Here is a 25,340-nt window from a genome sequence, read left to right as displayed (position 1 = left end):
AGAACACGGCCGACGGATCTCCGCGCCGAGCAGAGCCCGAAGCATGGAGAGCACGATGCCCGAACCACGGAGATACCCCCGCATCCGGGTGAGCGGCGGCCCCTACGAGCGCGGCCGCCTCTACGGAGACGCCGCCCGCGACCGCGTCCACCGTGGCAGAGCCGGCTACGAGGCGGCCTTCGCGCGGGCGGCGGGCTGGAGCTGGGAGCAGGCGGTCGAGGCCGCCGCGCCGCTGGAGGCCGCGATCGCGGCGGTGTTCCCCGCTTACGTGGAGGAGATGCGCGGCATCGCCGACGGCGCTCAGCTCGCCTTCGCCGACGTCCTCACCATGAACGCGCGCACCGAGGTGATGTGGGCCGCCACCGCCCGCCAGGCCGCGTCGATGCGGGCCGCGCACGCCCGCGAGTGCAGCTCCTTCGCGCTCCTGCCCGGCCGCACGGCCGACCGCCACACCATGGTCGGGCAGAACTGGGACTGGCTCGTGCACAGCTTCGAAACGGTGGTCGTCCTGGAGGTGGAGCAGGACGACGCCCCCAACTACGTCACCGTCGTGGAGGCCGGGCTGCTGGCCAAGACGAGCATGAACTCCTCGGGGCTCGCCATCGCCACCAACGCGCTGGTCACCTCGGCGGACCGCGGCGCGCCGGGCCTGCCGTACCACGTGGTGCTGCGCGCGCTCGCCGACTGCCACACGCTGACCGACGCGGTCAACGTGGTCCAGCGCCATTGGCGTTCCTCCTCCGCCAACTACCTGCTGGCCCATCAGGACGGCACCGCGATCAACCTGGAGACCGCCCCCGGCGACCACAGCCAGGTGTATCCCCTGCTGCCGGTCGGCGGTGGCCTCGTCCACACCAACCACTTCCTGGCACCGCTCCGGGAGGTGACGGACGTCTCCCTCTACGCGATGGCCGACAGCCTGGTGCGCCTGCAGCGTGTCCAGGCCGCCATCGCCGAGACCGGCCGGCCGGCCACCGTCGACTCGCTGCGCGAAGCCCTCAGCGACCATGCCGACCATCCGTACTCGGTCTGCTGCCATCCGGATGTACGGGCCGCGCCGGACGAGCGGTCGGCGACCGTCATGTCCGTGATCATGGATCTGGACGAGCGGACCATCTGGCTCAGCGACGGCAACCCATGCCGGCATCCGCACCGCCCGCTCACCTTCGACGGCCTGCTCGACAAGCCGTCGCCGCTGCTCGCGAGGTAGCGGGCGAGCGGTCCTGGTGAGGAGGGTCCGCGCATCAGGCCGGGCTGGCCGGGTTCGACCTGCCGGGCTCGCCGCCCGAGGCGACCTTGTAGTCGCGCAGATCGCGCAGCACCACGGACAGGAATCCGGCGGGAGTAGTTTCTTCGGCCATCCCGACCGCGCGGCGTCGTCACCGGCTGCCTTGGCGCGCTCGCAGGAGAGCATCAGGGCGGCGTGGTCTTGCCGGTCTGCCGGGGCGCGTGCAGCACGAAGTAGCGGTCCATCTCGATGAGCTCGCGCGCCTCGGGGAGCCGTTGCGCGGGAGGCAGCATGTAGTGGTGCTGGGGGCTGCACGGGCCGGTGGTGTTGAAGCATCTCGCTCGGCGTGGACACATGGTCACATTCGGCCATCGCCCTGGGGCGATCCGGTCAAAGTGGCCTGCATGGTGGTCGACGATGAGCTGTGTGTTGGACGATTTCAGTCTCGGTTACAGTCCGCGCCATGATTGCCGAGTGACCCAAGTTCTGAAGTATGCCGCTTTTACTACCGTGCCATCTGGGGGCAACCCCGCCGGCGTGGTCCTGGATGCTCGGGACATGTCAGACGCGGAGATGCTCGCCATCGCGGCCGAACTCGGCTACTCGGAGACGGCCTTCCTGCTGTCCACGGGCGAGCGCAAGTACCGGATCCGGTTCTTCAGCCCTCTGGCCGAGGTGTCCTTCTGCGGCCATGCGACGATCGCGAGCTCGGTCGCGCTCGGCGAGCGGATCGGCCCCGGAACCGTGGAACTCACCACGCAGGCAGGCCCGGTCCCGGTGGAGATCGCCGCGGATCCGGCCGGTGGGATCACCGCTACCCTGACCAGTCCGCCCACCTCCACCCGACCGGCATCCGAGGAGGAGGTACGGCTGGCGCTGGCCACGCTGGGCTGGTCAGCCGATGACCTGGACCCCGCCTACCCCGCGCACGTCGCCAACGCCGGCAATGACCATCTCGTGCTGGCCGCGGCCACCCGGGACCGCCTGGCCGACCTCGACTACGACTTCGATGCCCTTGGCAAGATCATGGCGGAGCTGGGCTGGATCACCGTCCACCTCTTCTGGGCCGAATCTCCCACCGTCTTTCACGCCCGCGACCCGTTCCCGCCCGGCGGCATCATCGAGGACCCGGCCACCGGTGCCGCAGCGGCCGCCTTCACCGGCTACCTGCGTGATCTGGGACGCCTCGACGATGGCACCGTCCTCACCATTCACCAAGGCGTCGACATGGGGCGGCCCAGCCTCCTGAGGTGCGCCGCCATCTCCGGGGATGCCCGTGTCAAGGTCTCCGGCACTGCCGTGTCCATCCAGTAGCGGCCGGACGGGGGCGCGTCACGGCCGACATCCCTGGCGGTGACCGCGACCTTCCACCTCCTGACGTGGGCCTTGTGAACAGCTCACACCGGCTGACGACGCCGGGTCACGCGCCGCCCCACACGGGCAGGTCGGCGATGTCGTCGTGCTTCCAGTCGAGCTCGTCGTGGACGGCGACGACGCCGTCGATGTTCTCGGCCAGCCGGACGGCGGTGATGGCCTGGCTGTGCTCGGGAAGTGTCCCGGACAGGGTGACGACGGCGTCGGTCACCGTGACGTGCGGGCCGGCGGCGCCGGCCCGCACGGCCTCGCGCACCTGCTGCTCGATGTCCTTGTCGGAACGCAGGAAGACCTTGATCAGGTCGTGGCGGCTGACGATGCCGAGCAGTCGGCCGTCGGGGTCGACCACAGGCAGGCGCTTGACACCGTGGCGGTCCATGAGGCGGGCGGCCGAAACGACGGGCATGTCGGGGGTGGTGACGTGGGCGGGGCTGGTCATCAGCGCGCCGGCGGTCTCGCCGAGGGACTTGCGGTAGCCGCTGCCCTCACTGCCGGCGCTGTGCCGGATGCGGGCGCGCAGCGGCGGCCGGTAGTCGTCGCCGTAGTAGCGCTCCTTGAACTCCTCCTTGGCCAGCAGGTCGGCTTCGGAGATGACGCCCAGCACGCGGTTGTCGTCGTCGAGCACGGGCACGCCGCTGACGCGTCGGCTGATGAGCAGTTCGGCGACGGTGTGGAAGGAGGCGTTCTGGTTGACGGCGGCGATGTCGGTGGTCATCACGTTCTCGACGATGGTTCTCATGGTGAGCTCCTGAGGTGACTGACCCGGACGATGCCGGGCACGGGGCGGCGAGCACGTCGGCGACGTGGTCGGCGTGCTCGTGGGGCGGTCTGCTCGGCTCGGCCACGCCGTCGTGCGGGGCGACGTCCCAGCTCGGGCCGGAGGGGTAGTGCTCGTGGGGTCCGGCGACGGTGATATCCGGTTATTTCCATACAACTCCGGCTGGAAGCCGGGTGTAGGGCCGGAAGTCCCGAGAGGTCGTGGTCGTTCGGTCAGCGCAGGCCCCGTCATGCCGCGACTGTCATGCCGCGACCCGTGATGCGCTGCCCAAGACGGCGAATGGCGAGATCAGAACTCACCGCGCTCTGACCACGATGCCTCAGATCGAGACCACACCGTGGTCCCGGAACTGGCGGTGCACCCGGTCGAGCAGCCCCTGATCGGGCGGCGGGACGTCGGCCAAGGGAAAGCGCAGGCCCAGACGGGCGTACTTGGCGGTGGCCAGGCGGTGGAAGGGCAGGACGTCGACCCGCTCCACGTTGCCCAGTGCCGCCACGAAGCGGGCCAAGGCGTCCACGTTCTCGAACGCGTCAGTGAGCCCTGGCACCAGCACGAATCGCACCCACGTGGGCCGGCCGAGCTCGGCCAGGCGGCGAGCGAAGCGCAGGGTGGGCTCGACCGGCCCGCCGGTGACGCGCCGGTAGGTGGCCGGGTCGAAGGACTTGATGTCGAGCAGCACCAGGTCGGTGTCGGCCAGCATGGCGTCGTCGGCGCGGGCGCCGAGCAGACCGGAGGTGTCCAGGGCGGTGTGCAGGCCGCCGTCGTGGCAGCGACGCAGCAGTTCGGCGGTGAAACGGGGCTGGAGCAGCGGTTCGCCGCCGCTGATGGTCACGCCGCCGCCGGCGACGGAGATGAAGCGCTGATATCTGCCGATCTCGGCCATGATCTCGTCGGTGGTGGCCTGGCGGCCGTCGCGCATCCGCCAGGTCTCCGGGTTCTGGCAGTACTGGCAGCGCAGCGGGCAACCGGCGGTGAACAGGACGAACCTGGTACCGGGGCCGTCCACTCCGATCGACAGGTCCCAGGAGCTGACGGCGCCGTTCATATCGACCCGTGGAAGGTGCGGTTGAGTACGTCGCGCTGCTGGTCGGGGGTCAGGCGGACGAAGTTGACCGCGTACCCGGAGACGCGGATGGTCAGCTGCGGGTAGCGGTCGGGGTGCTCCATGGCGTCCAGGAGGACGGCTCGGGTCAGGACGTTGACGTTCATGTGGAATCCGGCGGCATCGAAGTAGCCGTCCAGCACGCCCACCAGGTTGCGGATGCGCTCGTCCTGGGTGCGGCCGAGGCCCTCGGGAGTGACCGTGTTGGTCAGAGAGATGCCGTCGAGGGCCTGGTCGTAGGGGAGTTTGGCGACGGACAGGGCGGAGGCGATGATGCCGTGGCGGTCGCGGCCGTTCATCGGGTTGGCGCCGGGTGCGAACGGCTCGCCGGCGCGGCGACCGTCGGGCGTGTTGCCGGTGTGCCTGCCGTAGACGACGTTGGAGGTGATGGTCAGCACGGACTGGGTGTGCTCGGCGTCGCGGTAGGCGGGGTGACGGCGGACCTTCTCCATGAACGAGCGGACGAGTCCGACGGCGATGGCGTCGGCCCGGTCGTCGTTGTTGCCGTAGGCGGGGTAGTCGCCGTCGATCTCGTAGTCGACGGCGAGGCCGGTCGCGTCGCGGATCACCTTGACACGCGCGTGCTCGATGGCCGACAGGCTGTCGGCGGCGACGGACAGACCGGCGATGCCGCAGGCGAGGGTGCGCTTGACCGGGTAGTCGTGCAGGGCCATCTCGAGGCGCTCGTAGGCGTACTTGTCGTGCATGTAGTGGATGATGTTGAGCGCGTTCACATAGGTGGCCGCCAGCCAGTCCATCATCCGGTCGAACGCCCGCATGACCTCCTCGTAGTCGAGGTGGTCACCGGTGAGCGCCGGATGCGCGGGGCCGACCTGGAGGCCGGTGATCTCGTCGCGGCCACCGTTGATCGCGTACAGCAGGGTCTTGGCGAGGTTGACGCGGGCGCCGAAGAACTGCATCTGGCGGCCCACCGGTGCGGCCGAGACGCAGCAGGCGATGGCGGTGTCGTCGCCGAAGCGGGGCCGCATCAGCTCGTCGCTCTCGTACTGGATGGCGCTGGTCTCGATCGACAGCGCGGCGCAGAACCTCTTGAACGGCCCGGGCAGGCGCGCCGACCAGAAGACGGTGAGGTTCGGCTCGGGCGCGGGCCCCAGGTTGCGCAGGGTCTGCAGGTAGCGGTAGCTGGTCCGCGCCACGAGCGTGCGGCCGTCGGCACCGAGGCCGCCGATCGACTCGGTCACCCACGTGGGATCGCCGGAGAAGAGCTGGTCGTACTCAGGAGTGCGCAGGAAGCGGACGATGCGCAGCTTGATGACGAAGTCGTCCACGAGCTCCTGCGCCCGCTCCTCGGTGATGAGTCCTTCAGCGAGGTCGCGCTCCAGATAGACGTCCAGGAACGTGGAGGTGCGGCCCAGCGACATGGCGGCACCGTTCTGCTCCTTGATCGCGGCCAGGTAGGCGAAGTACAGCCACTGGATCGCCTCGTGCGCGGTGGCGGCCGGGCGGGAGATGTCGTGGCCGTAGGAGGCGGCCATGCGCTTCAGCTCGTCCAGCGCCCTGAGCTGCTCCGACAGCTCCTCACGGTCTCGGATGACCGCGTCGGCGGCGAACTCGCCGTCCAGGGAGCGCAGCTCAGCACGCTTGGCCTCGATCAGCCGGTCCACTCCGTAGAGCGCGACGCGGCGGTAGTCACCGATGATGCGACCGCGGCCGTAGGCGTCCGGCAGGCCGGTGATGACGCCGGAGCGGCGGGCGGCCAGGATCTCGGGGGTGTAGGCGTCGAACACGCCGTCGTTGTGGGTCTTGCGATACCTGGTGAAGATCTCCTTCACCAGCGGGTCGAGCTTGTAGCCATAGGCGGCCAGGCCGTTCTCCACCATGCGCAGCCCGCCCGCGGGCATGATGGCCCGCTTCAGCGGCTCGTCGGTCTGCAGGCCGACGATCAGCTCGCGGTCCCGGTCGATGTAGCCGGGCGCGTGCGAGGTGATCGTCGACGGGGTGGCTGGGTCGGCGTTAAGGATGCCGCGTCGCCGCTCCTCGGGGAACAGCGCCGTGACCTTCGCCCACACCGCCCGTGTACGTTCTGTCGGTCCCGTCAGGAAACGGTCGTCGCCCTCGTACGGCGTGTAGTTGGCCTGGATGAACGCCCGCACGTCCACGACCGACCGCCAGGCCGTCCCGTGGAATCCGCGCCAGGCTTCGAACTCGCTCCCCGTGCCGGTCATCGTTCCCCCTCTTCCTGTCGGAGTTCGCTTCCACTCTTGTTCACCTGGTGCGCGGGCACATCGGTCCAAGGGCATCCTCGGGCGGGACCAAGGTCATTCCAGGCGATCGCCGGCGTCTTCGCATGGCGGCACCCCGCCTGAGGGTGAACGTCCCTTCGCTTCGGCGACCTACGGCACTACCGTGTGCGGGCCGGAAGCCGGACGGTGGAGGCAGCCGGGTTCGACCTCGCCGACCCAACAGAGGAGGGCGACATGCTGAACGAGTGCACGGGAGACGTCGAGCGCGGCACGATGGGCAATCACGTGGAGCCTTTCGGCGGAGGGACTTCTGTAGTGAGCACTCATCTACCGAAGGCTCCACGCTGTCTCCGGCCTTCGCCGACTTCTCCCAAAAATTCTGGAACGTCACCGCCTGCGTTCCATGGATTCTCAATCGTTCCGAATTATCTCGCCGAGATCACCTCAATAAATGAGAATTAAGCAAGTGAATCACGATCAGGCTTCTCTGTCGTCAGTTGTACCTGCTGATCGTTGCAGACACGCGCTGCGGTGTCGCACCGGTGCTGCCGTGTATCACGAATGCGGACCTTGCGGCTGTTCAGCAGCGCGTCGTAAGTTGTGTGTCTTTGGATGCACCGATTGCTCGGGCAATGGAACGGGACGGCATGAAGGCGAACGAAACCACCCTTCGCAAGCTTATTCAGGGCGACCAGCAATTACTGGTCCCCCTCTACCAGCGTCAATACACCTGGGAACGTCCGCAGCTCACCCAACTGTGGTCTGATATCACCGCCCAGGTCGACGTGCTGGCCGAGCAACGGCAGGATGCACCCAGCCACTTCTTGGGATCGGTGGTCCTCGCTCCGGGGCCAGAGCTGGCACCGAGTCGGTCCCAATGGATCATCGTGGATGGACAACAGCGTCTCACCACCCTCATGCTCGCGCTCTGCGCGATCCGGGACCACTTGATGGCCGAGGATCCCACAGCTCTGGAACGCATCAACGAGCTGCACCTGATCAACAAGTTCCAGCAGGGAGAGCTGCGCTACAGACTCCTGCCCACCCAAGCGGACCGAACGGCCTTCAAGGCTTGCGTGGACGGCAGGCTGGAGGGCAAGTCCGACAGCCTGATCGGCAACGCCTACCAATTCTTCCGCGCGATGTTGAAGGAGTTCGACGATCCAGCAGACCCACATGACATCGCGCGCGTGGAGTCGGTGCTGCTGGACCGGCTCAACCTCGTGCAGATCCTGGTGGAGAAGGACGACAACGCGTTCCGTATCTTCGAGTCGATCAACAATACGGGCATGCGGCTCAGCCAGGTGGACCTGATCCGCAACTACGTCTTCATGTGCCTGCCCACCCGGGGCCAGCACGTCTACGACGAGTACTGGAAGCCGATCCAGGACCTGCTGGACGCCAAGGCCATGGAACAGCTGATGTACCTGGTGCTGGTGCTGAAGGAAGGCGACGATGCCCAGTACAACGCCGTCTACCGCGGCCACCAGCAGGTGCTCCTGGCGCTGTCCGGGGACGAGCACCGCATCGAGGAGTATGCCCGCGACCTGTACCGGCGTGCCCTGCATCTCAAGCAGATCCTTTTCCCCGCTGACGACCTGCCCTTCGCCGGGCGGCTGCGTTTCCTCAAGGAGTGGCAGGCTTCGACCGTCTACCCGCTGGTGATGCGCCTGCTGGAGTTGCGGGAGGACGACTACATCGGCGACGAGGAGGTGGATGAAGCGCTGGCCTATGTCGAGAGTTTCCTCGTTCGCCGCCTGATCGCCGGGGTCACCACAGGCAATCTCAACCGGATCTTTCAGCGGCTCGCCATCCAGCTGGTGGCCGAAGAGGAGGTCCCACAGGCGGTCCGGGTCGTGCTGTCGCCCGCCCGACTGTACTGGCCTTCGGACGAGCAGTTGAGGGAGGAGATCCGCAGCCGCGCCTTCTACTGGCAGGGACGTACAGTGCAGCAGAAGCTCGTCCTACGGCGCATCGAGGAGTCACTGGGCAGCAAGGAGCGGGTGGACCTCGCCGACAAACGCATCACCATCGAGCACGTCCTACCGCAGTCCATGACCGCTGATTGGCTGAGTGAACTCTCCAGCGGGGGAGACGACGCCGATCTCCTGCATCGCCAGCTCGTACACACTCTGGGGAACCTCACGCTCAGCGGCTACAACTCCGAGCTGAGCAACAACTCCTTCGCCGCCAAACGCAAACAGCTGGGCCAGAGCGGGCTCGTGATGAACCAGGAGATCGCCACCTGCGAACGCTGGGGGAAGGCCGAGATCCTGGCCCGCGCTGATCGCCTGGCCGACCGGGCGATCGTCATCTGGCCCGGGCCGGAGGAGTCCGGCCGGGGCAGCGCCGCCTCCCGCGACTGGACACAACTGCACAGTGCCTTGGCCGCGCTGCCGACCGCCACCTGGACCTCGTACTCGGACCTTGCCGAGTTGATCGGCTCGCATCCGGTGCCCGTCGGGGTACATCTGGCGAGCGCCCCGGTGCTTAATGCGCACCGGGTCCTTACCAGGTCGGGACAGGTCTCCGACGGTTTCCGCTGGGTCGATCCCGATGACGACCGAGACGTGCACGAGGTGCTGCGCACGGAAGGGCTCGTCTTCGACGAAGCCGGACGTGCCTCCGCGGACCAGCACCTCAGCGTACGTGACATCGCCGAACTACTCGGTCTGCCCATCGCCGCGGATCTGGCCGAGACTGAGGCCGCCGGCGATGAGTCCCTTTCGCCGCAAGGGCTGACGGCACTGGAACAGCGTTTTCTGCGTCAGCTCAACGATCAGAGCGGGCCGCAGGCGGCCGGCGCGGTTCAGCGGCTGCTGGAGCACTGGCGTTCACGGGGCGGCGAGCTTCACTACGGCACTTCCGCCAACGCCTCGTGCGCGCCGATCATCAAGGTCGGGGAACAGTCCCTGTACGCCATCCGCTTCTACGCCAAGACCGCCGAGATTCCCTTCGGACTGCTGCGCAACCGCAAGCCGTTCAATGATCCGGCGCTGCGAGAGGAGCTTCGGCAACGGCTCAACGACGCACCCGGCGTGGACATTCCCGTCGCCAAGCTGGAGCTGTATCCCTCCATCAAGAACAGCCAGCTGGCGAGCGTCGCGGTGTTTGACGTGGTCGTTGGGGCGCTTGACTGGTTCAGGGCCGCGGTGTCCGCATCGGAGGAGTAGGAGGGGGTGACCTGGTCCGTGGTCCGTCTTGTGGGACGGTAAGGCGAAACAGCTGAGGTAAGTCGTCGATGACCAGGCTTCCAGCCTGTACCTCACACGTCAGGTGACGCTTGCCGATCCTCCTCGGCATCCGGCTCCGAGAAGAGTCCTGCTGCCATGTCCAGATCCTCCCGCTATCACTTGCTGGGATCACGTCGGTATCTGTGAGTTGCGGGTCCTCGGCAGCGGAAGCCTCATCCCCGACCTCCTCCGCGAGCGTCGGCAGGACGTATTCCTGGCCAAGCCCGGCCAGGTGTGGTGGCAGGGAAGAGCGAGGGCCTGCGGGCAACAACGGCGCGACACGGTCATCGACGGCCTCAGGAAGCCGCGTGTACGCCGCCGCGTGCAGCCTGACGCCGGCATGTACGCGGTGAGGTACACGGCGTGCGCCACCAGTTCGGGTGTCTGCTGGGCCGTTCGCGTCAGTGCGGGACCGGCCGCGCTGTGGGCGACCACCGGCCGCGACGGTCAGGCGGCCGCGGGCCACCACATGGGGACGACTTCGCTAGAGTTCGCGCCAGAATCAGATGATCTCGAAGGCGGTGAGCACGCCGAGGGTGATGAGGAAAAGGCCTATGCCCACGACCCACCTTCCCATCGTGGAACCGTCCTGACCGCCGGTGTCGATGCGTGCATTTCGCTGCTTGTCAGGGTCGTAGAGGACCGTGACGCGATCTCCTGGTTGAGGAGGCTTGCTCTCGCCGTAACGCGAGGTGATCTCGAACTCCTCGCCATCGCTGGTCGTGAAGCGGAAGATGGGATAGCACGCATTGCTATCGGGGTCACTGCTCCTCTTCAGGCCGGTGACCACGCCGGGTACCCGGACCCCGCGGGCGCGGAACCGCCGTGCCCTGCGCAGCAGCCAGACGCCGCACGCCAGGTTTGCCAACCCGAAAATAAAGAGCATGTCGTAAGGATCACCTTTCGCTCAGGCGACAGTCCGCCGTTGGCAGGCGTTTCTCTGATCGACTACGCCACCGGTGGTTTGGTTCACAACCACATCAACGTTTTTACAGGCTCCCGACGTCAAGGAGGGGGCATGGTGATCGAGGAACAGCCGGGCGATCAGATCGTCGCGTGAACCCGGACACCTCCGTGATCAGCGACTCCCGCGTCGCAGGGTGGTTCGCGGCCGTGCCTACCCGTCGGTGCCGTCCAGTCGCGCGGGATATCCGGCGGGAAGGGACGGCAGCCGCCATGGTTCGTGAATCTTCGCGCCGGGAACATCGGCAAGTTCGGGCACGTACCTGCGGACGTAGGCGCCTGCCGGATCGTAGCGTTTGGCCTGGCGCAGAGGATTGAAGCCGCGGCCGGGCCGGGTGTCGTTGCCGGTCCCGGCCACCCATTGCCAGTTGCCCGAGTTGTTGGCCACGTCACCGTCGAGCAGGTGCTGGAAGAAGTGCCGCGCGCCGTCGCGCCAGTCGAGGCCGAGCCGTCTGACCAGGTATGTCGCCACGATCAGGCGGGCTCTGTTGTGCATCCAGCCTTCGGCGAGAAGCTGGCGCATCCCCGCGTCCACGATGGGCAGCCCCGTCATGCCGCGGCGCCAGGCGCACAGCGCGTCGCGGTCGTGCCGCCAGCGGCGTTCCCTGTGGCGGTAGTTCTCGCGGTTGATGCGGGGGAAAGCGTAGGTCACCTGGTGGTGGAAGTCCCGCCAGCACAACTGGCGGACGAAGTCCTCGCTGCGCTCGGCGCGGCAGGCCAGCTCCAGCGGTGACACGCAGCCGAAGCGCAGATACGGGCTGAGCCGCGAGGTGCGGTCACCCGCCAGGTCGTCGTGCCCGTCGGCGTAGCCGGCGAGGAACTGCCGCAGCCACCGGTCCGCGCGTTCGCGGCCCGCCGACTCGCCGCCCGGCATGGCCGGGTCCGTGCCGGGCCGGGGCAGCCGGCCGGGCGCCAGGCCGGAGGGCAGCCGGACTCGGTGCGGAGGCGGCAGCACCGGCCGGTGGCGATGGCGCAGCCAGGCGTGCCAGTAGGGGGTGAAGACCCGATAATGATCACCGCCGCCGGAGGGCCGCAGCGCGTCCGGGGGCACGACGGTCACCCCGGGATGACGCAGGAACTCGATCCGCTCCTCGGCGAAGCGTGCCTCACGCCGCCGGGCCAGCGAGCTGACGTCGGCGCTGGCGTGGATCGCCGCCGCGCCCACCTCACCGGCCAGCTTCATTGTCTCGGCGACGGCGTCCCCCTGCCGTACGACCAGGTCGCCTCCTAGCTGCCGGAGCGAGGCGCGCAGGTCGGCCAGACACTGCAACAGGAAGCCGTGCCGTGCGTCCCCGGGTATGGACGGGTCCAGTACGAACAGTGGCACCACCTGGCCGGCCCGCTCGCAGGCGGCGGCGAGAGCCGGATGGTCGTGCACGCGCAGGTCGCGGTTGAAGAGCACGATCGCGGTGTCCATGGGGACAGTGTGCTCGGGGACCGCTCCAACAGCACGGCGCAGCGCCGATCGTGGCAGCGGACGACCAGCGTGGTCACCAGAGCGATGTGGTCTTGGCCGGAGCAGGAAGCCGGCGCGCTGCCGTGAGCGTCGGATCAACTGGTTCCGGTATGGGCGGCGAGGAAGCCCGCTCCGCCTGCCACGGTGGAGAACGCGGGGTAGTCGTCCTCTTCGATGCGATAGCCGCTGGCGTCGCTGAGCGCCTCCACGAAGCTGAGGAAGTCCAGCGAGTCCAGTTCGAGGATGTCGCGGAGGTCGGCATCCGGCGGGAGCGTCGCCAGGTCGGCGTCCGGTGCCACCTGAGCCAGCGCGTGCTCGATGAGCTCCCGTGCCTGCTGCGGGGTCATAGCTCCTCCGGATGGTTGAGCAGCCGTTCGACGACGGCGAGGAACCGGGCGCCGGTGAAGCCGTCGGTGGCGCGGTGATCGGCGGCCAGGGTGACGGTGACGAGGGGCCGGACGCCGAGCAGGCCGTCGACTGCCCAGGGCCGGTCGAGGATCTTGCCGAAGCCGACGAGGGCCACCTGCGGGGGATGGACGATGCCGTGAACGAGCTCGACTCCCAGGTCTCCGAGGTTGGTGACGGTGATGGTGGCCTCGGTCATCTCCGTGGCGCGCAGCCGTCCGGCGCGCGACCGGGCGACCAGGTCCTTCAGCCCGGCCATGAGATCGCCGAGTTCGCGGCCGGCGGCAGCGTGCAGCGCGGGTGTGATCAGGCCGCCGCCTTTGAGCGAGATCGCCACGCCCAGGTGCACCGCGTCGCCGGGTACGAAGGCGTCATCGATCCAGAAGCCGTTGAGCCGCGGGACCTCCTTGGCTGCCAGGGCAGTCGCCTTGAGCAGAAGCGCGGCGGGCAGCAACCGCTGAGGCACCGGCAGGTCCCGGTTGCGCTGGCGTAGCCAGGCGAGCGCGGCGCTCATGTCCACGGTCGTGGCCAGGTAGTAGTGCGGGATCTCCCGTTTCGACCTGGCCATCGCCTGCGCGATCGCCTGGCGCATCGCCTCTCCGCGGCGTTCCTGGGCCGGCCTCTCGGCGGCCGCGGGCGCGGCCGGCCGGGCCGAGGCTCTCACTGCCGCCTCACGGGGCTTGCCCTGGCGTACGGCGGCGGCGCGGACGTCGTCAGCGCGGATCGCCCCTGTGCGTCCTGTGCCCGTGATTCGGGCGAGGTCGACGCCGAGCTCCCGAGCGAGCTTGCGGGCGAGCGGCGAGGCCTTCGCCCGGGCTTGGGCGCGCTCGACGTCGGCGCGGATCACCCGCCCGGCCGGACCCGTGCCGTGCACGGAAGCCAGGTCAAGTCCTCGCTGCTCGGCGAGGTGCCGCACGATGGGGGAGGTGACGGGCGGCGATGGGGGCGCGGGGGCTGGTTCCGGCGCGCCGGGGGCCGGCCTCGGGTGCTCTTTCCCGGCCGGGGCCGGTGGCCTTTCCCGCGTGGAGGGCCTGGCTGGAGCCGGGGCGGTGGTGACGAGGGCGAGGGGCGTGCCGACGGGGACCCGCTCACCCGCGCTCACCAGCAGGCTGTCCACCACGCCTGTGTGGAACGACTCGACCTCGATCAGGGCCTTGTCGGTGTCGATGACCGCGATGATGTCACCCTTGCGGATCGAATCTCCTGGCTGGACCAGCCATTCGGCGACGGTGCCCGACTCCATGTCGGCGCCCAGCGAGGGCATCCGGAACTCCGAGGGCCCGGCGCCGGTCATGAGGCGAGCACCTCCCGCGTCGCCGCGACGATCGCGGACACCTGCGGAATGGCGGCCTCCTCCAGGTGACGAGCGTAGGGAATGGGGACCTCTGCGGTGCACACCCGCGCGACCGGCGCGTCGAGCTGGTAGAAGGCCTGCTCGACGATGCGTGCGCCGATCTCGGCCGACAGGCTGCCCGAGCGCCAGCCCTCGTCCACGATGACGACCCGGTGCGTCCGGCCGACCGACTCCATGATCGTGGCATCGTCGAGCGGGCGCAGAACACGCAGGTCGATCACGTCCGCCTCGATGCCTTCGCCTGCAAGCGCGTCCGCGGCCGATAGCGCCTTGCCCATGGTGCCGCCGTATCCGATCAGTGAAATGTCCGTGCCGGATCGCCGCAGCGCGGCCCCGGTGATGTCCACCGGACCGGGACGAGCTACCCCCGACATGTTGTACAGAGAGCCGTGCTCGAAGATCAGAACCGGGTCGGGGTCCTGGAGAGCCGGCCAGAGCATGCCGCGGGCGTCCTCCACCGTGGCGGGCGCCAGGATCCTCAGCCCGGGAATGTGCGCGTACCAGCCTTCCAGGCTGTGCGAATGCTGAGCGGCGAGCTGTCTGCCGGCCCCGGTCGTCATGCGGATCACCAGCGGGACGTTGAGCTGGCCGCCGGACATGTGCAGGAGCGTCGCGGCGTTGTTGAGGATCTGGTCAAGGGCCAGCAGGCTGAAGTTGACCGTCATGATCTCCACGATCGGCCGCATCCCGCCCAGCGCCGCCCCGATCCCGGCACCCACGAACGCCGCCTCCGACAGCGGGGTGTCACGGACCCGCTCGGGACCGAACTCCTCCAGCAGGCCCAGACTGACCGCGAAGCAGCCGCCGTAGGCTCCGACGTCCTCGCCCATGAGGAAGACACGCTCGTCTCTCCGCATCGCCTCGCGTATCGCCTCCCTCATCGCCTCGCGGTACGTCGTGGTGCCCTCGGTCATGACGCTGCTTCTGCCCGGCTCACCGGCGTCGTTCCGCTCGGTGGCGGAGCCGGGCTGCAGACGAACGTGGCCAGATCCTCCACGGGCTCGAGCGGCGCCTGCTCGGAGAAGGCGACCGCCTGATCGATCTCCGCGGCCACCTCCTTCTCCAGCAAGGCGAGATCGTCGTCGGGGAGTTCCCCCGTGGCCTTCATCCGTGCGATGAGCGCGTCGATCGGATCGCATTTCTTCCATTGCTCGACCTCGGCCTTGGAGCGGTACCGCTCGGGGTCGTACATCGAGTGCGCGCGGAACCGGTAGGTGCGCAACTCCAGGAAATGCGGCCCGGCTCCGGCCCGGATCGACTCCGTGGCCCTGGCCGCCGCCTCGGCGACGGCCAGCGCGTCCATGCCGTCCACCGGCCAGGCCGTAACGCCGTAGCCGGCCGCGCGGAGCGCCAGATCGGTCATGGCATGCGACTTGGCCAGCGCGGTGCCCATCGCGTACTGGTTGTTCTCGCAGGCGAACAGCACCGGCAGCCGCCACAGCGCGGCGAGGTTGGCACACTCGTGGAACTCGCCCTCGGCCATCGCACCGTCGCCGAAGAAGCACACGGTCACCCGGTCGCGCCCCTGGAACCTGTCCGCGAGGGCGAGCCCCACCGCCAGCGGGAGGCCACCGCCGACGATCGCGTTTCCCCCGTAGAAGCCGCGGGTGACGTCGAAGATGTGCATGGAGCCGCCCCTGCCCCGGCTGCATCCGGCGGCCTTGCCGTACATCTCGGCCATGATCGCCGTCGCCGGCACCCCGCGGACGAGCGCATGGCCATGCTCCCGATACGTTGAGACGACCGTGTCGTCCGGCGAAAGCGCCTGGCACACGCCGGCGGCCACGGCCTCCTCACCGATGTACAGATGCATGAACCCGCGGATCTTCTCCGCGCTGTAGAGCTCGACACAGCGCTCCTCGAACCGGCGGATACGCAGCATCTTGCGCAGCAACTCGTGATTCAGTGTGGTCCGCGCCTTGTTCTTGCGTGCCATGAGTCTTCCCCCGGCGTACGTCCCCCCTCATCCCCACTCCAGTGCCCTGTCGCCGTCCCGCTAATCAGACGGCCTGGGCGGGCGAGTCAGGTGATCAGCGAGCGTGCTCATGACCGCCGAGCCGCTTGACGAGCAGGTGATGTGACATGACGACGCCGTTCATGCCGCGGCTGCCCACCACGATGGCCGCGGCCTCGCCGGCCTGCGCACGCAAGATCTCAGTGGTGTTGCCGTAGAGCAGTTCGGTGCTCACATGGACGTCCTTGCGAGATTCGGTGGCCAGCCCGGCGGCCTCGGCCAGCATCCGCTCGCCTTCCTTGCGAGCCGCGTCGTCGAGCGAGCGCTCATACGGTTGCCCGCCGTGGACGGTCGGTGCCACGACGTGGACGATCCGCAGGTCGCATGCGCGTCGAGCCGCGACGTCGGCGGCTCACAGCACTGCGGCCAGCGCTGCCCGTGAGCCGTCCACGCCTACGATGATTGGTTCGGACATACGGTCAGCCCTTCCCGGTGGCGCGTCATGCCCGTGCCAGCAGGTCGTCCAGGGGCTCGTCTCTCTGCAGGCGCCCGATGACATCGGCCAGCAGCGGAGCCACTGAGCACACGCTGAGCGGCATCTCCGGTCTGGTCGGCTGGGCGACGGTGTCGGTGACCAGGACCCGCTGGATCGTGGTGCGGCCGAGGCGCTCGGCCGCCGACCCCACGAACAAGCCGTGGGTCGCGACCACGACGATCTCCGGTGCGGCGCCGTGGTCGGCCACGACCTCCGCGGCGGCCTCGATCGTGCCGCCGGTACTGATCATGTCGTCGACGATGACCACTGGACGATCTCGGATGTCTCCTACCAGTTCCTCGGCGATCACGCTCGTCCCGCTCAGCCGGGTCTTGCGCACCACCGCCACAGGCCGCGACAGCAACCGGCCATAGTGCTCGGCCGGCTTGACCGCGCCGAGATCGGGTGCCGCCACCACAGTGTCGTCCCGCACTTCCCCGAGCGCCTGGGCAAGGACTGGCACGGCCGTCGGCATCTCCACCGGAACGGCGCAGATGGCCTCCAGCGCGACCGTGTGAGGATCCACCACGATCAGATGCCGCATTCCGGCCGAAGCAAGCGCGTTGGCGACGACGTGGATCCCGATCGCCTGCCCGGCCCGGCCCCGACGGTCCTGACGGCCGGTCGTGCCGCGACCTCCACCGGCTTCCTGCTGACCGCCCTGGTCATGGGCTTGCGCAGATCGCCTCCACGAAGTGGCCGACCGTCTCTTCGGGCAGGTGCCGAGCCAGGTCGGCCTCGCTGATCAGCCCGACGAGCCAGTGCTGGTCGACCACCGGCAGGCGGCGGATCCGGTGCTGCTCCATGGCGAGGAGTACCTGCTGGACATCCGCGTCGGCCTCGACGGTGATGGGCTTGCCCTGAGCCAGTTCGCCCGCTGTGACCGTGTTCGGGTCGCCTCCGGTGGCGACGCACTTGAGCACGATGTCCCGGTCGGTGATGATGCCATGGAGCCGGTCGTCGTCGCCGCAGATCGGCAGCGCCCCGACGTCCAGCTCGCGCATGCGCCGCGCGGCGAAGGCGAGATTCTGGTGCTCGCCGATGCACTCGACGCCCGGATGCATGATGTCCCGTGCGGTCCTCACGATTACCCCCTTCTGGGCAGTCCACCCCTTCCGAACCACCCATCCCCCTTCCGGCACTTACCCCTTGGTTCTGCCTCCTATCAGGCATGACGAGATCGGCCGAAGCCCCTCAGCGGCGAAGCGAGTGGGGAGATTCGACCGGGGTGCAGGCGAGCTGCCGGTCGGGCACCTGCTCGACCGTTGGCGTCTGTCCGTCGAAGCGTACGGCGATCTGGTCGACCACCCGATGCGCGGCCTTGCCGGTGACACCCGGGTTCAGAACTCCGGCCTCGACCGCCGCCCGGTGGATCGCCCGCCGGATCTGCTCGGGATCGAACGCCACGACCGTGCCGCCGCGCTTGCGGACCCCGCGGGGGAGTACGGCCATCCGGATCACCTCTCTCGCGCGTGTCCTGAACCTTCGGTTCCGGTTCTGTTCATCGGCGGGTGGCCGTTCGCGGCCGTCACGGAGCACGCGGTCAGCGGCGAGATCCTGCGCCTTGGCGGCGGACCACGGCGACCGGGCAGTGAGCGTGGTGCAGTACGCCGTGGCTGACCGAGCCCAGCACCGCGGAGGCTATGCCGCCGTGTCCTCGGTTGCCCACCACGATCAGGTCCGCGTCCTTGGATGCCTCAGTGAGCGCTGTCACCGGATGCATGGAGGTGATGTCCTCGATCACGTTGACCTCAGGGTGCCTGGCCCTCCAGGGGGCGAGTCGATCGCGGATGAACTCGTACTGGGCTCGTCGTAGGCGGTCCAAGTCGAGCGAGACCGCATGGACGGGGACGGCGTAGGCGTAGACGGCGCGCAGCGGTACTCGGCGCAGGGACGCCTCAGCGAAGGCGTGGGCCAGGGCGGGTTCGGAGGAATCCGTCTCGTCCAGGCCCACGACGAGTTGCCGGTGTTCGGTCGCTGTCGGCCGTACCACGACGACCGTGCCGTGGGCGCGGCCCGCCACTCCCAGGCTGACCGAGCCGAGCAACGCGCCGGCGAATCCGCCCCGGCCGCGCGAGCCGACCACCAGCTCGGCGGCCACCTCCGCCCGCGCCCGCAGATCCGCCACCGCCGATCCGGTCATCACCCTGGTGGCGACCTCGACGCCGGGCCAGCGGGTCATGACGGTCTTGGCCTCCTGTTCGAGCATCGCCTCCGCTGCTTCCCCGAGGGGCTCGAGCAGCCACGGGATCGGGTAACGCGGAAGGTCGTAGGTGCCGCGTTCGATCACGTGCACGAGTTCAAGCCGCAGCCCCTTGCGTGCCGCGTCGGCGGCCGCCCACGCGATGGCCGCACCGGAGCCCGGCGAGCCATCGGCCCCCACGACGATGACGTCGTTCATGTCGCGCCCTTCACTAGCCGAGAACCTTCCCGCGCGGACCTCCTGCCCGAAACGCGGCAAAGCCACGGCAAAGGTGCTCAAGGCTGCGCTCTGGTCACCGGCCGCCCCTGCCGGCAGCGGCGTGCCCCCAGATGCTCGCATATGCCCTTTTGTCTGTTTCTGGGTATCTACCCATCTTGGTGGGCTCCCAGCGCAGGGAGTAAAGGTCCATGGCAGCTGGGTCCTTCGAGCCACAGCCACGACGGGGCAGACCGTCCACCGCGGTCGAGGAGGAGCCTGAGATGACGTGGGATCTCATCCGTAAGATCGGACGTCAGGCCGTCACACCCAACCTGATCGACTACCAGGATGAATGTCGTGGGTTCTCCTGGCACGCCGCTCGGCGGTCGCTCTTCCACGGCACGCCCGGCGGCCGGGGACTGAACATGGCGTACGAGGCCGTTGACCGTCACCTTGAGAGCCCCCGGTGTGACCACGTGGCACTCCAGTGCATCGGCAGGGACGGCAGGGTGACCGAGCTGACATACCTGGATCTGCATGTCGCGACGAACCGGTTCGCCAACACGCTGCGCGGCTTGGAGATCAGTCGGGGCGATCGGGTGTTCACGCTGCTCGGGCGGGTTCCTGAACTCTATGTGGCGGTTCTGGGCACGCTGAAGAACGTCAGCGTGCTCTCTCCGCTGTTCTCCGCCTTCGGCCCCGAGCCGATCTGCGAGCGGCTACGACTCGGGGAGGGACGCGTGCTGGTGACCACCCCGGACCTGTACGCGCGAAAGATCTCCGTCATTCGCGAGTCGCTGCCCGGCCTGGAGCATGTGCTGGTCACAGGCGACGGACCCGCGCCCGACGGCACTCTGCTCCTGAGCGAGCTCATGGAACAGGCAAGCGGGCAGTTCGAGATCCCGCCCACAGCCCCCGAGGACATGGCGCTGCTGCATTTCACCAGCGGCACCACCGGCACGCCGAAGGGCGCGATCCACGTGCACGACGCCCTGGTCGCCCACCGCATGACCGCCATGTACGCCCTTGACCTGCGTCCTTCGGACGTCTTCTGGTGCACCGCCGATCCTGGCTGGGTCACCGGCATGTCCTACGGCGTCATCGCACCCCTCACCTTCGGGCTCACCCTCGTGGTCGACGCGGGCGAGTTCGACGCGCGACGCTGGTACCGCATACTGCAGGACCAGCACGTGACCGTCTGGTACACCTCGCCGACGGCGTTGCGCATGCTCATGCGCCGTGGCGATGCTCTGCCCCGCGAGTACGACCTGTCCAGGCTGCGGTTCATCGCCAGCGTCGGGGAGCCGCTCAACCCCGAGGTGACGGTCTGGGGCGCGCGGACGCTCGGCCAGCCTGTCCATGACAACTGGTGGCAGACCGAGACCGGCGCCATCATGATCAGTAACTATGCGGCGATGGACATCAAACCGGGCTCCATGGGACGGCCGCTGCCCGGGATCGAGGCGGCCTTGCTCGAACGCGGTGCGGACGGCCGCGCCCGCGTCGTCAACGGGCACGTACGGGTGATCACGGATCCCGAGGTCGAAGGAGAACTCGCGCTGCGGCCTGGCTGGCCCTCGATGTTCCGCGGCTACCTGGGCCAGCCGGAGCGATACGCCAAGGCGTTCGCCGGAGGCTGGTACCTGTCAGGCGACATCGCCCGCAAAGACGAGGATGGATATTTCTGGTTCGTCGCACGAGCAGACGACGTGATCAAGTCCGCAGGCCACCTCATCGGGCCGTTCGAGGTCGAGTCGATGCTGATGGAACACCCCGCGGTCGCCGAAGCCGGCGTGATAGGCAAGCCCGACCCGGTGGCCGGCGAACTGGTGAAGGCCTTCGTCACCCTCAATCCCGGCTACGAGCCCGGCGAGCCGCTCCGGCTGGAACTGATCGCCTTCGCCCGCCGCCGACTGGGCGCGGTCGCCCCCAAGGAGATCGCTTTCGACCAGAACCTGCCGCACACCCGCAGTGGAAAGGTCATGCGCCGCCTGCTCAAGGCTCGCGAACTCGGCCTGCCCGAGGGCGACGTCTCGACCTTGGAACATCCGGCCCGGTGAGCGCCCGGTTGGAGCGGGCCAGCACCCAGCCGTGCACGATCGCGCCGAAGGTGGAGCCGTGGCTGGTCGGGGACCAGCCGGGCCACGGAGTGCGTGGATGGCGCTCATCGTCGCGAGGACTGATGTCGGTTTCCTAGGGGAATGTCTGGTTGAAAGAGCAAAACTCGCGCGGCACAGGGAGCTTGCACGGTCGGTCGGTGGTGGCGAGCTGATGAGTTGACCGATGAGGCCACCACCATTGACCGCGCCGCGCTTCGAGACGGCGATGCTCGGGCTTCGGTCGCGTCCGGCTGGTGACCGTCCGCGCACCCGGCCGCGCCACGCAGACGACCCCTGGCGGGCGATCGCCACCGGGCAGGGTGCATGGCCGCAACATGGCTGCGGTCACGGAGCCGAACCGTCCGTGCGGGCTCGCGACGACCACCAGGGCCGCCTCGTCCACCGGCGCTGGGGGCGGACGCCGCGTGAGGCTGGTGAAAGTAGGAGGAGATGCGTGATGGCCAGACACATCGTGGTCGGCGTGGATGGGTCCGCACCGGCGACGGCGGCCGTGGAATGGGCCACCGCGGACGCCCAGCGCAGAGGGCTGGGCCTGCGAATCGTGCATGTGTGCGAGCAATGGGGCTACGGGGATGAGGGGACGAAGGACTGTGCAGGGGTGCTGGCCGCGGCCGCCGATCGGGCACGCGGTCTGGCGCGCGACGTCGAGGTGACCACGGAACTGGTGCCCGGCCATGTGATCGATACCTTGGTCGGTGAGTCGGCGTCCGCGGACAGCGTGGTGCTGGGCAGCCGGGGAGTCGGCGGGTTCGCGGGGCTCGTGGTCGGCTCGGTCGGCCTGGGGGTTGCCGGGCACGCCGCCGGAGCGGTCGTGATCGTCCGCGGGCCGTCCGTCGTCCAGTACGGGCGGCGGGTGGTCGCCGGAGACGACGGCTCCGACGAATCCAGGGCGGCTGTGCAGTACGCCCTCGAGCAGGCCCGCGCCCGCGGCGTTCCCCTGTACGTCGTGTTCGCCTGGCAGATGTCGATCGCCCCGCCGTTGGCGGCCGGATACAGCAAGATCCTCGAGGGCGCCCGCGAGCAGGAGATTCGCATGGCGGCCGAGCGCGTGATGCCCTGGCGGGAGAAGAACCCGGATGTCGAGATCATCGGCGAACAAGTGGTCGGCCATCCGGCCGATGTCCTGATCCAGGCGGGCGGAACCGCGGATCTGGTGGTGGTCGGCTCGCGCGGTCTGGGTGGATTCGCCTCCGCGGTGCTCGGCTCGGTCAGCCACGCGGTACTGCACCACGTGAACTGCCCGGTGGCTGTGGTGCGGCCTCGAACGCGACAGGCGTGAGACCTGGCCGGGGGCAGCCGCGGTTCGGTGAGCCATGGGCGTACCGCATCGAGACCACTGCCCCGCCGCAGTGGTCCAGGCCCTCGCGGATCGGGTGATATCCCGGTGGCCGCATCGCCGCCGCTGAGTGCGAGGGCGCTGTCCCATGGCAGCAGGCGCCGGATCGTGATGCGGCCGATGACCCGGCGCCGGGGAAGCCGAGCCCTCACCCGGCCCTCCGTCAGGGGAGCCACCCGGCACGGAAATTGGCTCGTAACGCATGGGGGCATCGTGATCGTGGTGGGTGTGGACGGCTCGCGGGCCAGCCTCGTGGCGGTGGCATGGGCGGTCCGCGAGGCCGCGATGCGAGGCGTCACGGTTCGTCTCGTGCACGTCATGCCAGGCCTGGATTCATCCGCGGGTGCGTCCCGCGAACAGGTCCGGCGATGGTTGCGCAAGCATGCCATGGTCGTGGTGACAGACGCCCTGCGGCACGCGCGGCAGGAAGAGGGTGAAGTTGAATCGCCCCGGGTTCGGTGGAGGCTTGATCTCTTGAGAGGATCGAGTCCATGCCTGGTAAGTCTCCCTACCTCGCCGAGCTGCGCCGCCGAGCGGTGCGGATGGTCGCCGAAGTGCGGCCGGATTACCCGACCGAGTGGGCCACGATCAACGCGGTGGCGACCAAACTCGGCATCGGCACCGCGGAGACACTACGCACCTGGGTCCGTCAGGCCCAGGTCGACGAGGGCAGCCGGCCCGGCCGCACCACCGACGAGTCGGCCGAGCTGAAGCGGCTGCGCCGGGAGAACGCCGAACTCCGGCGCGCCAACGAGATCCTGAAGGCCGCCTCGGCTTTCTTCGCGGCCGAACTCGACCGGCCGCACACGCACTCGTGACCTTCATCGACCAGCACGCCGGCGTGTTCGGTGTCGAGCCGATCTGCCGTGTCCTGACCGAGCACGGCTGCCCCATCTCCACCAGCACCTACTACGCCGCCAAGAACCGGCCACCCTCACCCCGCGCCATACGCGACGCCGAACTGGACGAACACATCCAGCGCATCCACGCCGCCAACTACGGCGTCTACGGCGCCCGCAAGATCTGGCACCAACTCCAGCGCGAAGGGCACCGGGTGGCCCGCTGCACCGTCGAACGGCGGATGCGCGCGCTCGGCCTGCAAGGCGTCCGCCGGGGCAAGAAGATCCGCACCACCACGTCCGACCCAGGACACGAGCGGGCGGCCGACCGGCTGCAGCGCGACTTCACCGCCTGCCGGCCCAGGCGGGAGTCTCTCTTCTTTCCCAGACCGGACACGCGAGTGCTCGAAGGCGCACGGTGATCGCTCGCTCTCACCCCTCGCGTACTCGGCACCACCGCACACCCCACCGGGAACTGGGTCGCCCAGGCCGTTAGGAACCTGGTGATGGATCTTCAGGACGCCGGTAGCCGGGCCTGCTTTTGATCCGTGACCGGGACGGCGCCGCCACCATCGCCGCGACGACGCCGAGCGCCGTTCAGCGCAGCCGCCACAGCGCGCCACGCGAACCGGCCGGCTCCCCTTGAGCGCCGACCGCGCCCAACGCGTAGACGTCTCCTGTGTCATCCCGCGTCACCAGGTCCTCCACGACCGCCGGCCCGTACTCTCCCGTGGGCAGGCGTTCGCTGGTCCAGCGGCCGGTGGAGGACAGGTGCCAGAGCGTGCCGGTGTCGGTCGCCGCCCAAAGGCCGTCCTCGCCGTCGGGAGCCGCCGCCGTGAACGCCTTCGGCTTCGACTCGGCGGCCACCAGGCAGGTCCACGTGGTTCCCCGCAGGCGCATTGCCACCGCCCGGGACAGAAAGACATCCTCCAAGTCGGCCTCCTCGCGCTCCATCCACTGGAACGAGCCGAGCACCCACCATTCCTCCGGCCCGGTCCGCACGACCGCCCGCAGGTTGGTCCGTCCGGTGTCGCCGTGGACCGGTGCGGCGTCGGTGGGCGACAGCAGCGTCGGCAGTTGCACGGGCTGCCACGCGCGGCCCGTCCACCGGGCGATCGACGGCCTGTCGGAACCCTCCCCGGGGGTGCCGATCATCCATGGGGTGTCAGCGGTGCCGCTCAGGGACAGGGCTTGGAAAGGTACGGGAACGGACTGCCATGCCGCGCCGTCCCAGCGCATGGAGACGCTTCCGAGGATGATCCAGGTGCCCTGCGCGTCGACTGCGGGCGCCGGCTGCTCGGCGAGCTCCGGCGGGCCGGTGTGCCAGGCGCGGCCGTCCCAGGTCAAGAGGGCGGCGTGGCCGTCCTCTGTGTCGGCGAGCACCCAAGCTCGGTCGGCGGAGGCCGCACCGAGCGCCAGCAGCCTGCCGGAGGCGGGGACCGCGGCCGGCTCGTCCCATCCACTGCCGTTCCAGTGGCGCGGCTCGCGCGCTCCTCCAGGTCCCAGGCGCCACGCCCAGAGGGTGCCGTCAGAGGCGGCGGTGCCGGAGCCCATGACGGTGCCGGGAGTCTGGTCGACGTGGACGAGCTCCCAGCTCCCTGAGGCGGAGCCGACCCGGAACTGTCCGGTGCGGCGGGACGTGGCCGGACACGTGGCCGGAGTGGTGACCACGGGATCGAGCGCCTTCGTCACCGTGGTCGCGCTCGCGCTCGGGGAGGGAACCGAGAAGGAGGGAGGCTGAGGGGATGAGGGCACCTCGCCCTGCTGGCATCCGCCCGCCATCAGGAGCGCAACGGCCAGCAGTCCGGTGATCCGGCGCGAGGGAGGTACGGTCACCGACACATCTTGCCGGAACCGGAGCCGGCGAAGAGGCGATCCGACAAGCCGGGCGATGCCGGTAAGTCAGGACATCTGGGCGATCGGCCAGCCGGTCGGCCTGGCCGCTGTCGGCGACTTCCGTGCCGGGAGCTGTCGGCAGGATCGCGGCGGCCACCGCAGCGGTTCCGGTCGGCCGCGCCTGCGGGGCACGGGCCGACGTCGCGTCGTACGCGTCCATCA

Annotated in this window: 20 protein-coding genes and 4 pseudogenes; 9 read left to right on the top strand and 15 right to left on the bottom strand. The window is 69.0% G+C overall.

The window, feature by feature from the left end; translation table 11 throughout:
• Window positions 1–55 precede the first annotated feature (55 nt).
• Window positions 56–1,210, top strand: coding sequence for a C45 family autoproteolytic acyltransferase/hydrolase (locus tag IEY82_RS30905; protein WP_189127787.1), 1,155 nt, complete (start codon window positions 56–58; stop codon window positions 1,208–1,210).
• A 444-nt stretch (window positions 1,211–1,654) separates the two neighbouring features.
• Complete coding sequence (locus tag IEY82_RS30900; RefSeq protein ID WP_308425887.1) at window positions 1,655–2,542, top strand: PhzF family phenazine biosynthesis protein; 888 nt, start codon at window positions 1,655–1,657, stop codon at window positions 2,540–2,542.
• 106 nt (window positions 2,543–2,648) lie between these two features.
• On the opposite strand, the gene IEY82_RS30895 is transcribed toward IEY82_RS30900, so the two are convergent.
• Window positions 2,649–3,341 carry a CBS domain-containing protein gene (locus tag IEY82_RS30895; RefSeq protein WP_189127786.1) on the bottom strand — a complete coding sequence of 231 codons (693 nt, stop codon included), beginning with the start codon at window positions 3,339–3,341 and terminating at the stop codon, window positions 2,649–2,651.
• A gap of 14 nt (window positions 3,342–3,355) precedes the next feature.
• Between IEY82_RS30895 and IEY82_RS40000 the strand changes: the two genes are divergently transcribed.
• Window positions 3,356–3,490: a hypothetical protein gene (locus IEY82_RS40000; RefSeq protein WP_263648109.1), complete on the top strand. Its 135-nt coding sequence runs from the start codon at window positions 3,356–3,358 to the stop codon at window positions 3,488–3,490.
• Window positions 3,491–3,699: 209 nt separating this feature from the next.
• Here the strand turns inward: IEY82_RS40000 and pflA are convergent, their stop codons facing one another.
• Together pflA and pflB are read right to left on the bottom strand one after the other, a co-directional pair.
• Window positions 3,700–4,425 (bottom strand): pyruvate formate-lyase-activating protein, encoded by a 726-nt coding sequence (gene pflA, locus IEY82_RS30890; protein ID WP_189127785.1) that lies wholly within the window; start codon window positions 4,423–4,425, stop codon window positions 3,700–3,702.
• Entirely contained in the window at window positions 4,422–6,668 is a 2,247-nt protein-coding gene (gene pflB, locus IEY82_RS30885; protein WP_189127784.1) for a formate C-acetyltransferase, read from the bottom strand. The genes pflA and pflB overlap by 4 nt, the downstream gene beginning before the upstream one ends.
• Before the next feature lie 515 nt (window positions 6,669–7,183).
• Here pflB and IEY82_RS30880 point away from each other — a divergent pair.
• Window positions 7,184–9,859: a DUF262 domain-containing protein gene (locus IEY82_RS30880; RefSeq protein WP_189127783.1), complete on the top strand. Its 2,676-nt coding sequence runs from the start codon at window positions 7,184–7,186 to the stop codon at window positions 9,857–9,859.
• 562 nt (window positions 9,860–10,421) lie between these two features.
• Here the strand turns inward: IEY82_RS30880 and IEY82_RS30875 are convergent.
• A complete protein-coding gene (locus IEY82_RS30875; protein ID WP_189127782.1) occupies window positions 10,422–10,805 on the bottom strand; it encodes a DUF3592 domain-containing protein in 384 nt (127 codons plus the stop codon).
• Window positions 10,806–10,844: 39 nt separating this feature from the next.
• On the opposite strand from IEY82_RS30875, the gene IEY82_RS39995 reads away from it, so the two are divergent.
• Window positions 10,845–10,979, top strand: coding sequence for a hypothetical protein (locus tag IEY82_RS39995; protein ID WP_263648110.1), 135 nt, complete (start codon window positions 10,845–10,847; stop codon window positions 10,977–10,979).
• 57 nt (window positions 10,980–11,036) lie between these two features.
• Here IEY82_RS39995 and IEY82_RS30870 read toward each other — a convergent pair whose 3' ends face one another.
• From IEY82_RS30870 to IEY82_RS30825, 10 genes and pseudogenes are all read right to left on the bottom strand, one after another.
• The gene (locus tag IEY82_RS30870; protein WP_189127781.1) at window positions 11,037–12,299 is read right to left on the bottom strand and encodes a cryptochrome/photolyase family protein; all 1,263 of its coding nucleotides are present in this window, start codon (window positions 12,297–12,299) and stop codon (window positions 11,037–11,039) included.
• Window positions 12,300–12,433: 134 nt separating this feature from the next.
• Window positions 12,434–12,685, bottom strand: a complete 252-nt coding sequence (locus IEY82_RS30865; protein WP_189127780.1) for an acyl carrier protein — start codon at window positions 12,683–12,685, stop codon at window positions 12,434–12,436.
• Window positions 12,682–14,037 carry a dihydrolipoamide acetyltransferase family protein gene (locus tag IEY82_RS30860; protein ID WP_225263164.1) on the bottom strand — a complete coding sequence of 452 codons (1,356 nt, stop codon included), beginning with the start codon at window positions 14,035–14,037 and terminating at the stop codon, window positions 12,682–12,684. The genes IEY82_RS30865 and IEY82_RS30860 overlap by 4 nt, the downstream gene beginning before the upstream one ends.
• A complete protein-coding gene (locus tag IEY82_RS30855) occupies window positions 14,034–15,011 on the bottom strand; it encodes an alpha-ketoacid dehydrogenase subunit beta (RefSeq protein WP_189127779.1) in 978 nt (325 codons plus the stop codon). The genes IEY82_RS30860 and IEY82_RS30855 overlap by 4 nt, the downstream gene beginning before the upstream one ends.
• A complete protein-coding gene (gene pdhA / locus IEY82_RS30850) occupies window positions 15,008–16,033 on the bottom strand; it encodes a pyruvate dehydrogenase (acetyl-transferring) E1 component subunit alpha (RefSeq protein WP_225263166.1) in 1,026 nt (341 codons plus the stop codon). The genes IEY82_RS30855 and pdhA overlap by 4 nt, the downstream gene beginning before the upstream one ends.
• A 94-nt stretch (window positions 16,034–16,127) precedes the next feature.
• Window positions 16,128–16,451, bottom strand: a pseudogene (locus IEY82_RS30845) (universal stress protein); the annotation flags it as partial.
• Between the two features lie 100 nt (window positions 16,452–16,551).
• Window positions 16,552–17,196 (bottom strand): annotated as a pseudogene (gene prs / locus IEY82_RS30840) (ribose-phosphate diphosphokinase); the annotation flags it as partial.
• A 55-nt stretch (window positions 17,197–17,251) separates the two neighbouring features.
• Window positions 17,252–17,671 carry a CBS domain-containing protein gene (locus IEY82_RS30835; RefSeq protein ID WP_189127778.1) on the bottom strand — a complete coding sequence of 140 codons (420 nt, stop codon included), beginning with the start codon at window positions 17,669–17,671 and terminating at the stop codon, window positions 17,252–17,254.
• 109 nt (window positions 17,672–17,780) lie between these two features.
• Window positions 17,781–18,038 (bottom strand): ATP cone domain-containing protein, encoded by a 258-nt coding sequence (locus IEY82_RS30830; RefSeq protein WP_189127777.1) that lies wholly within the window; start codon window positions 18,036–18,038, stop codon window positions 17,781–17,783.
• A gap of 91 nt (window positions 18,039–18,129) precedes the next feature.
• Window positions 18,130–18,987 carry a universal stress protein gene (locus tag IEY82_RS30825; RefSeq protein WP_189127776.1) on the bottom strand — a complete coding sequence of 286 codons (858 nt, stop codon included), beginning with the start codon at window positions 18,985–18,987 and terminating at the stop codon, window positions 18,130–18,132.
• Window positions 18,988–19,268: 281 nt separating this feature from the next.
• Here IEY82_RS30825 and acsA point away from each other — a divergent pair, with 281 nt between their 5' ends.
• The 4 genes and pseudogenes from acsA to IEY82_RS39550 form a co-directional block, all read left to right on the top strand.
• Window positions 19,269–21,047 (top strand): acetate--CoA ligase, encoded by a 1,779-nt coding sequence (gene acsA / locus IEY82_RS30820; protein ID WP_189127775.1) that lies wholly within the window; start codon window positions 19,269–19,271, stop codon window positions 21,045–21,047.
• A gap of 496 nt (window positions 21,048–21,543) precedes the next feature.
• Window positions 21,544–22,386, top strand: a complete 843-nt coding sequence (locus IEY82_RS30815) for a universal stress protein (protein ID WP_189127774.1) — start codon at window positions 21,544–21,546, stop codon at window positions 22,384–22,386.
• 168 nt (window positions 22,387–22,554) lie between these two features.
• Window positions 22,555–22,782: pseudogene (locus IEY82_RS40445) on the top strand (universal stress protein); the annotation flags it as partial.
• Between the two features lie 152 nt (window positions 22,783–22,934).
• Window positions 22,935–23,650: pseudogene (locus IEY82_RS39550) on the top strand (IS3 family transposase); the annotation flags it as partial.
• Between the two features lie 229 nt (window positions 23,651–23,879).
• Here the strand turns inward: IEY82_RS39550 and IEY82_RS30795 are convergent.
• Window positions 23,880–25,118, bottom strand: coding sequence for a hypothetical protein (locus tag IEY82_RS30795; RefSeq protein ID WP_189127772.1), 1,239 nt, complete (start codon window positions 25,116–25,118; stop codon window positions 23,880–23,882).
• Window positions 25,119–25,340: the final 222 nt, after the last annotated feature.

The organism is Nonomuraea cavernae, from assembly GCF_014646355.1.
In the GTDB taxonomy this organism is placed as follows: Bacteria; Actinomycetota; Actinomycetes; order Streptosporangiales; family Streptosporangiaceae; genus Nonomuraea; species Nonomuraea cavernae.
This window is presented reverse-complemented; position numbering and strand designations above follow the sequence as displayed.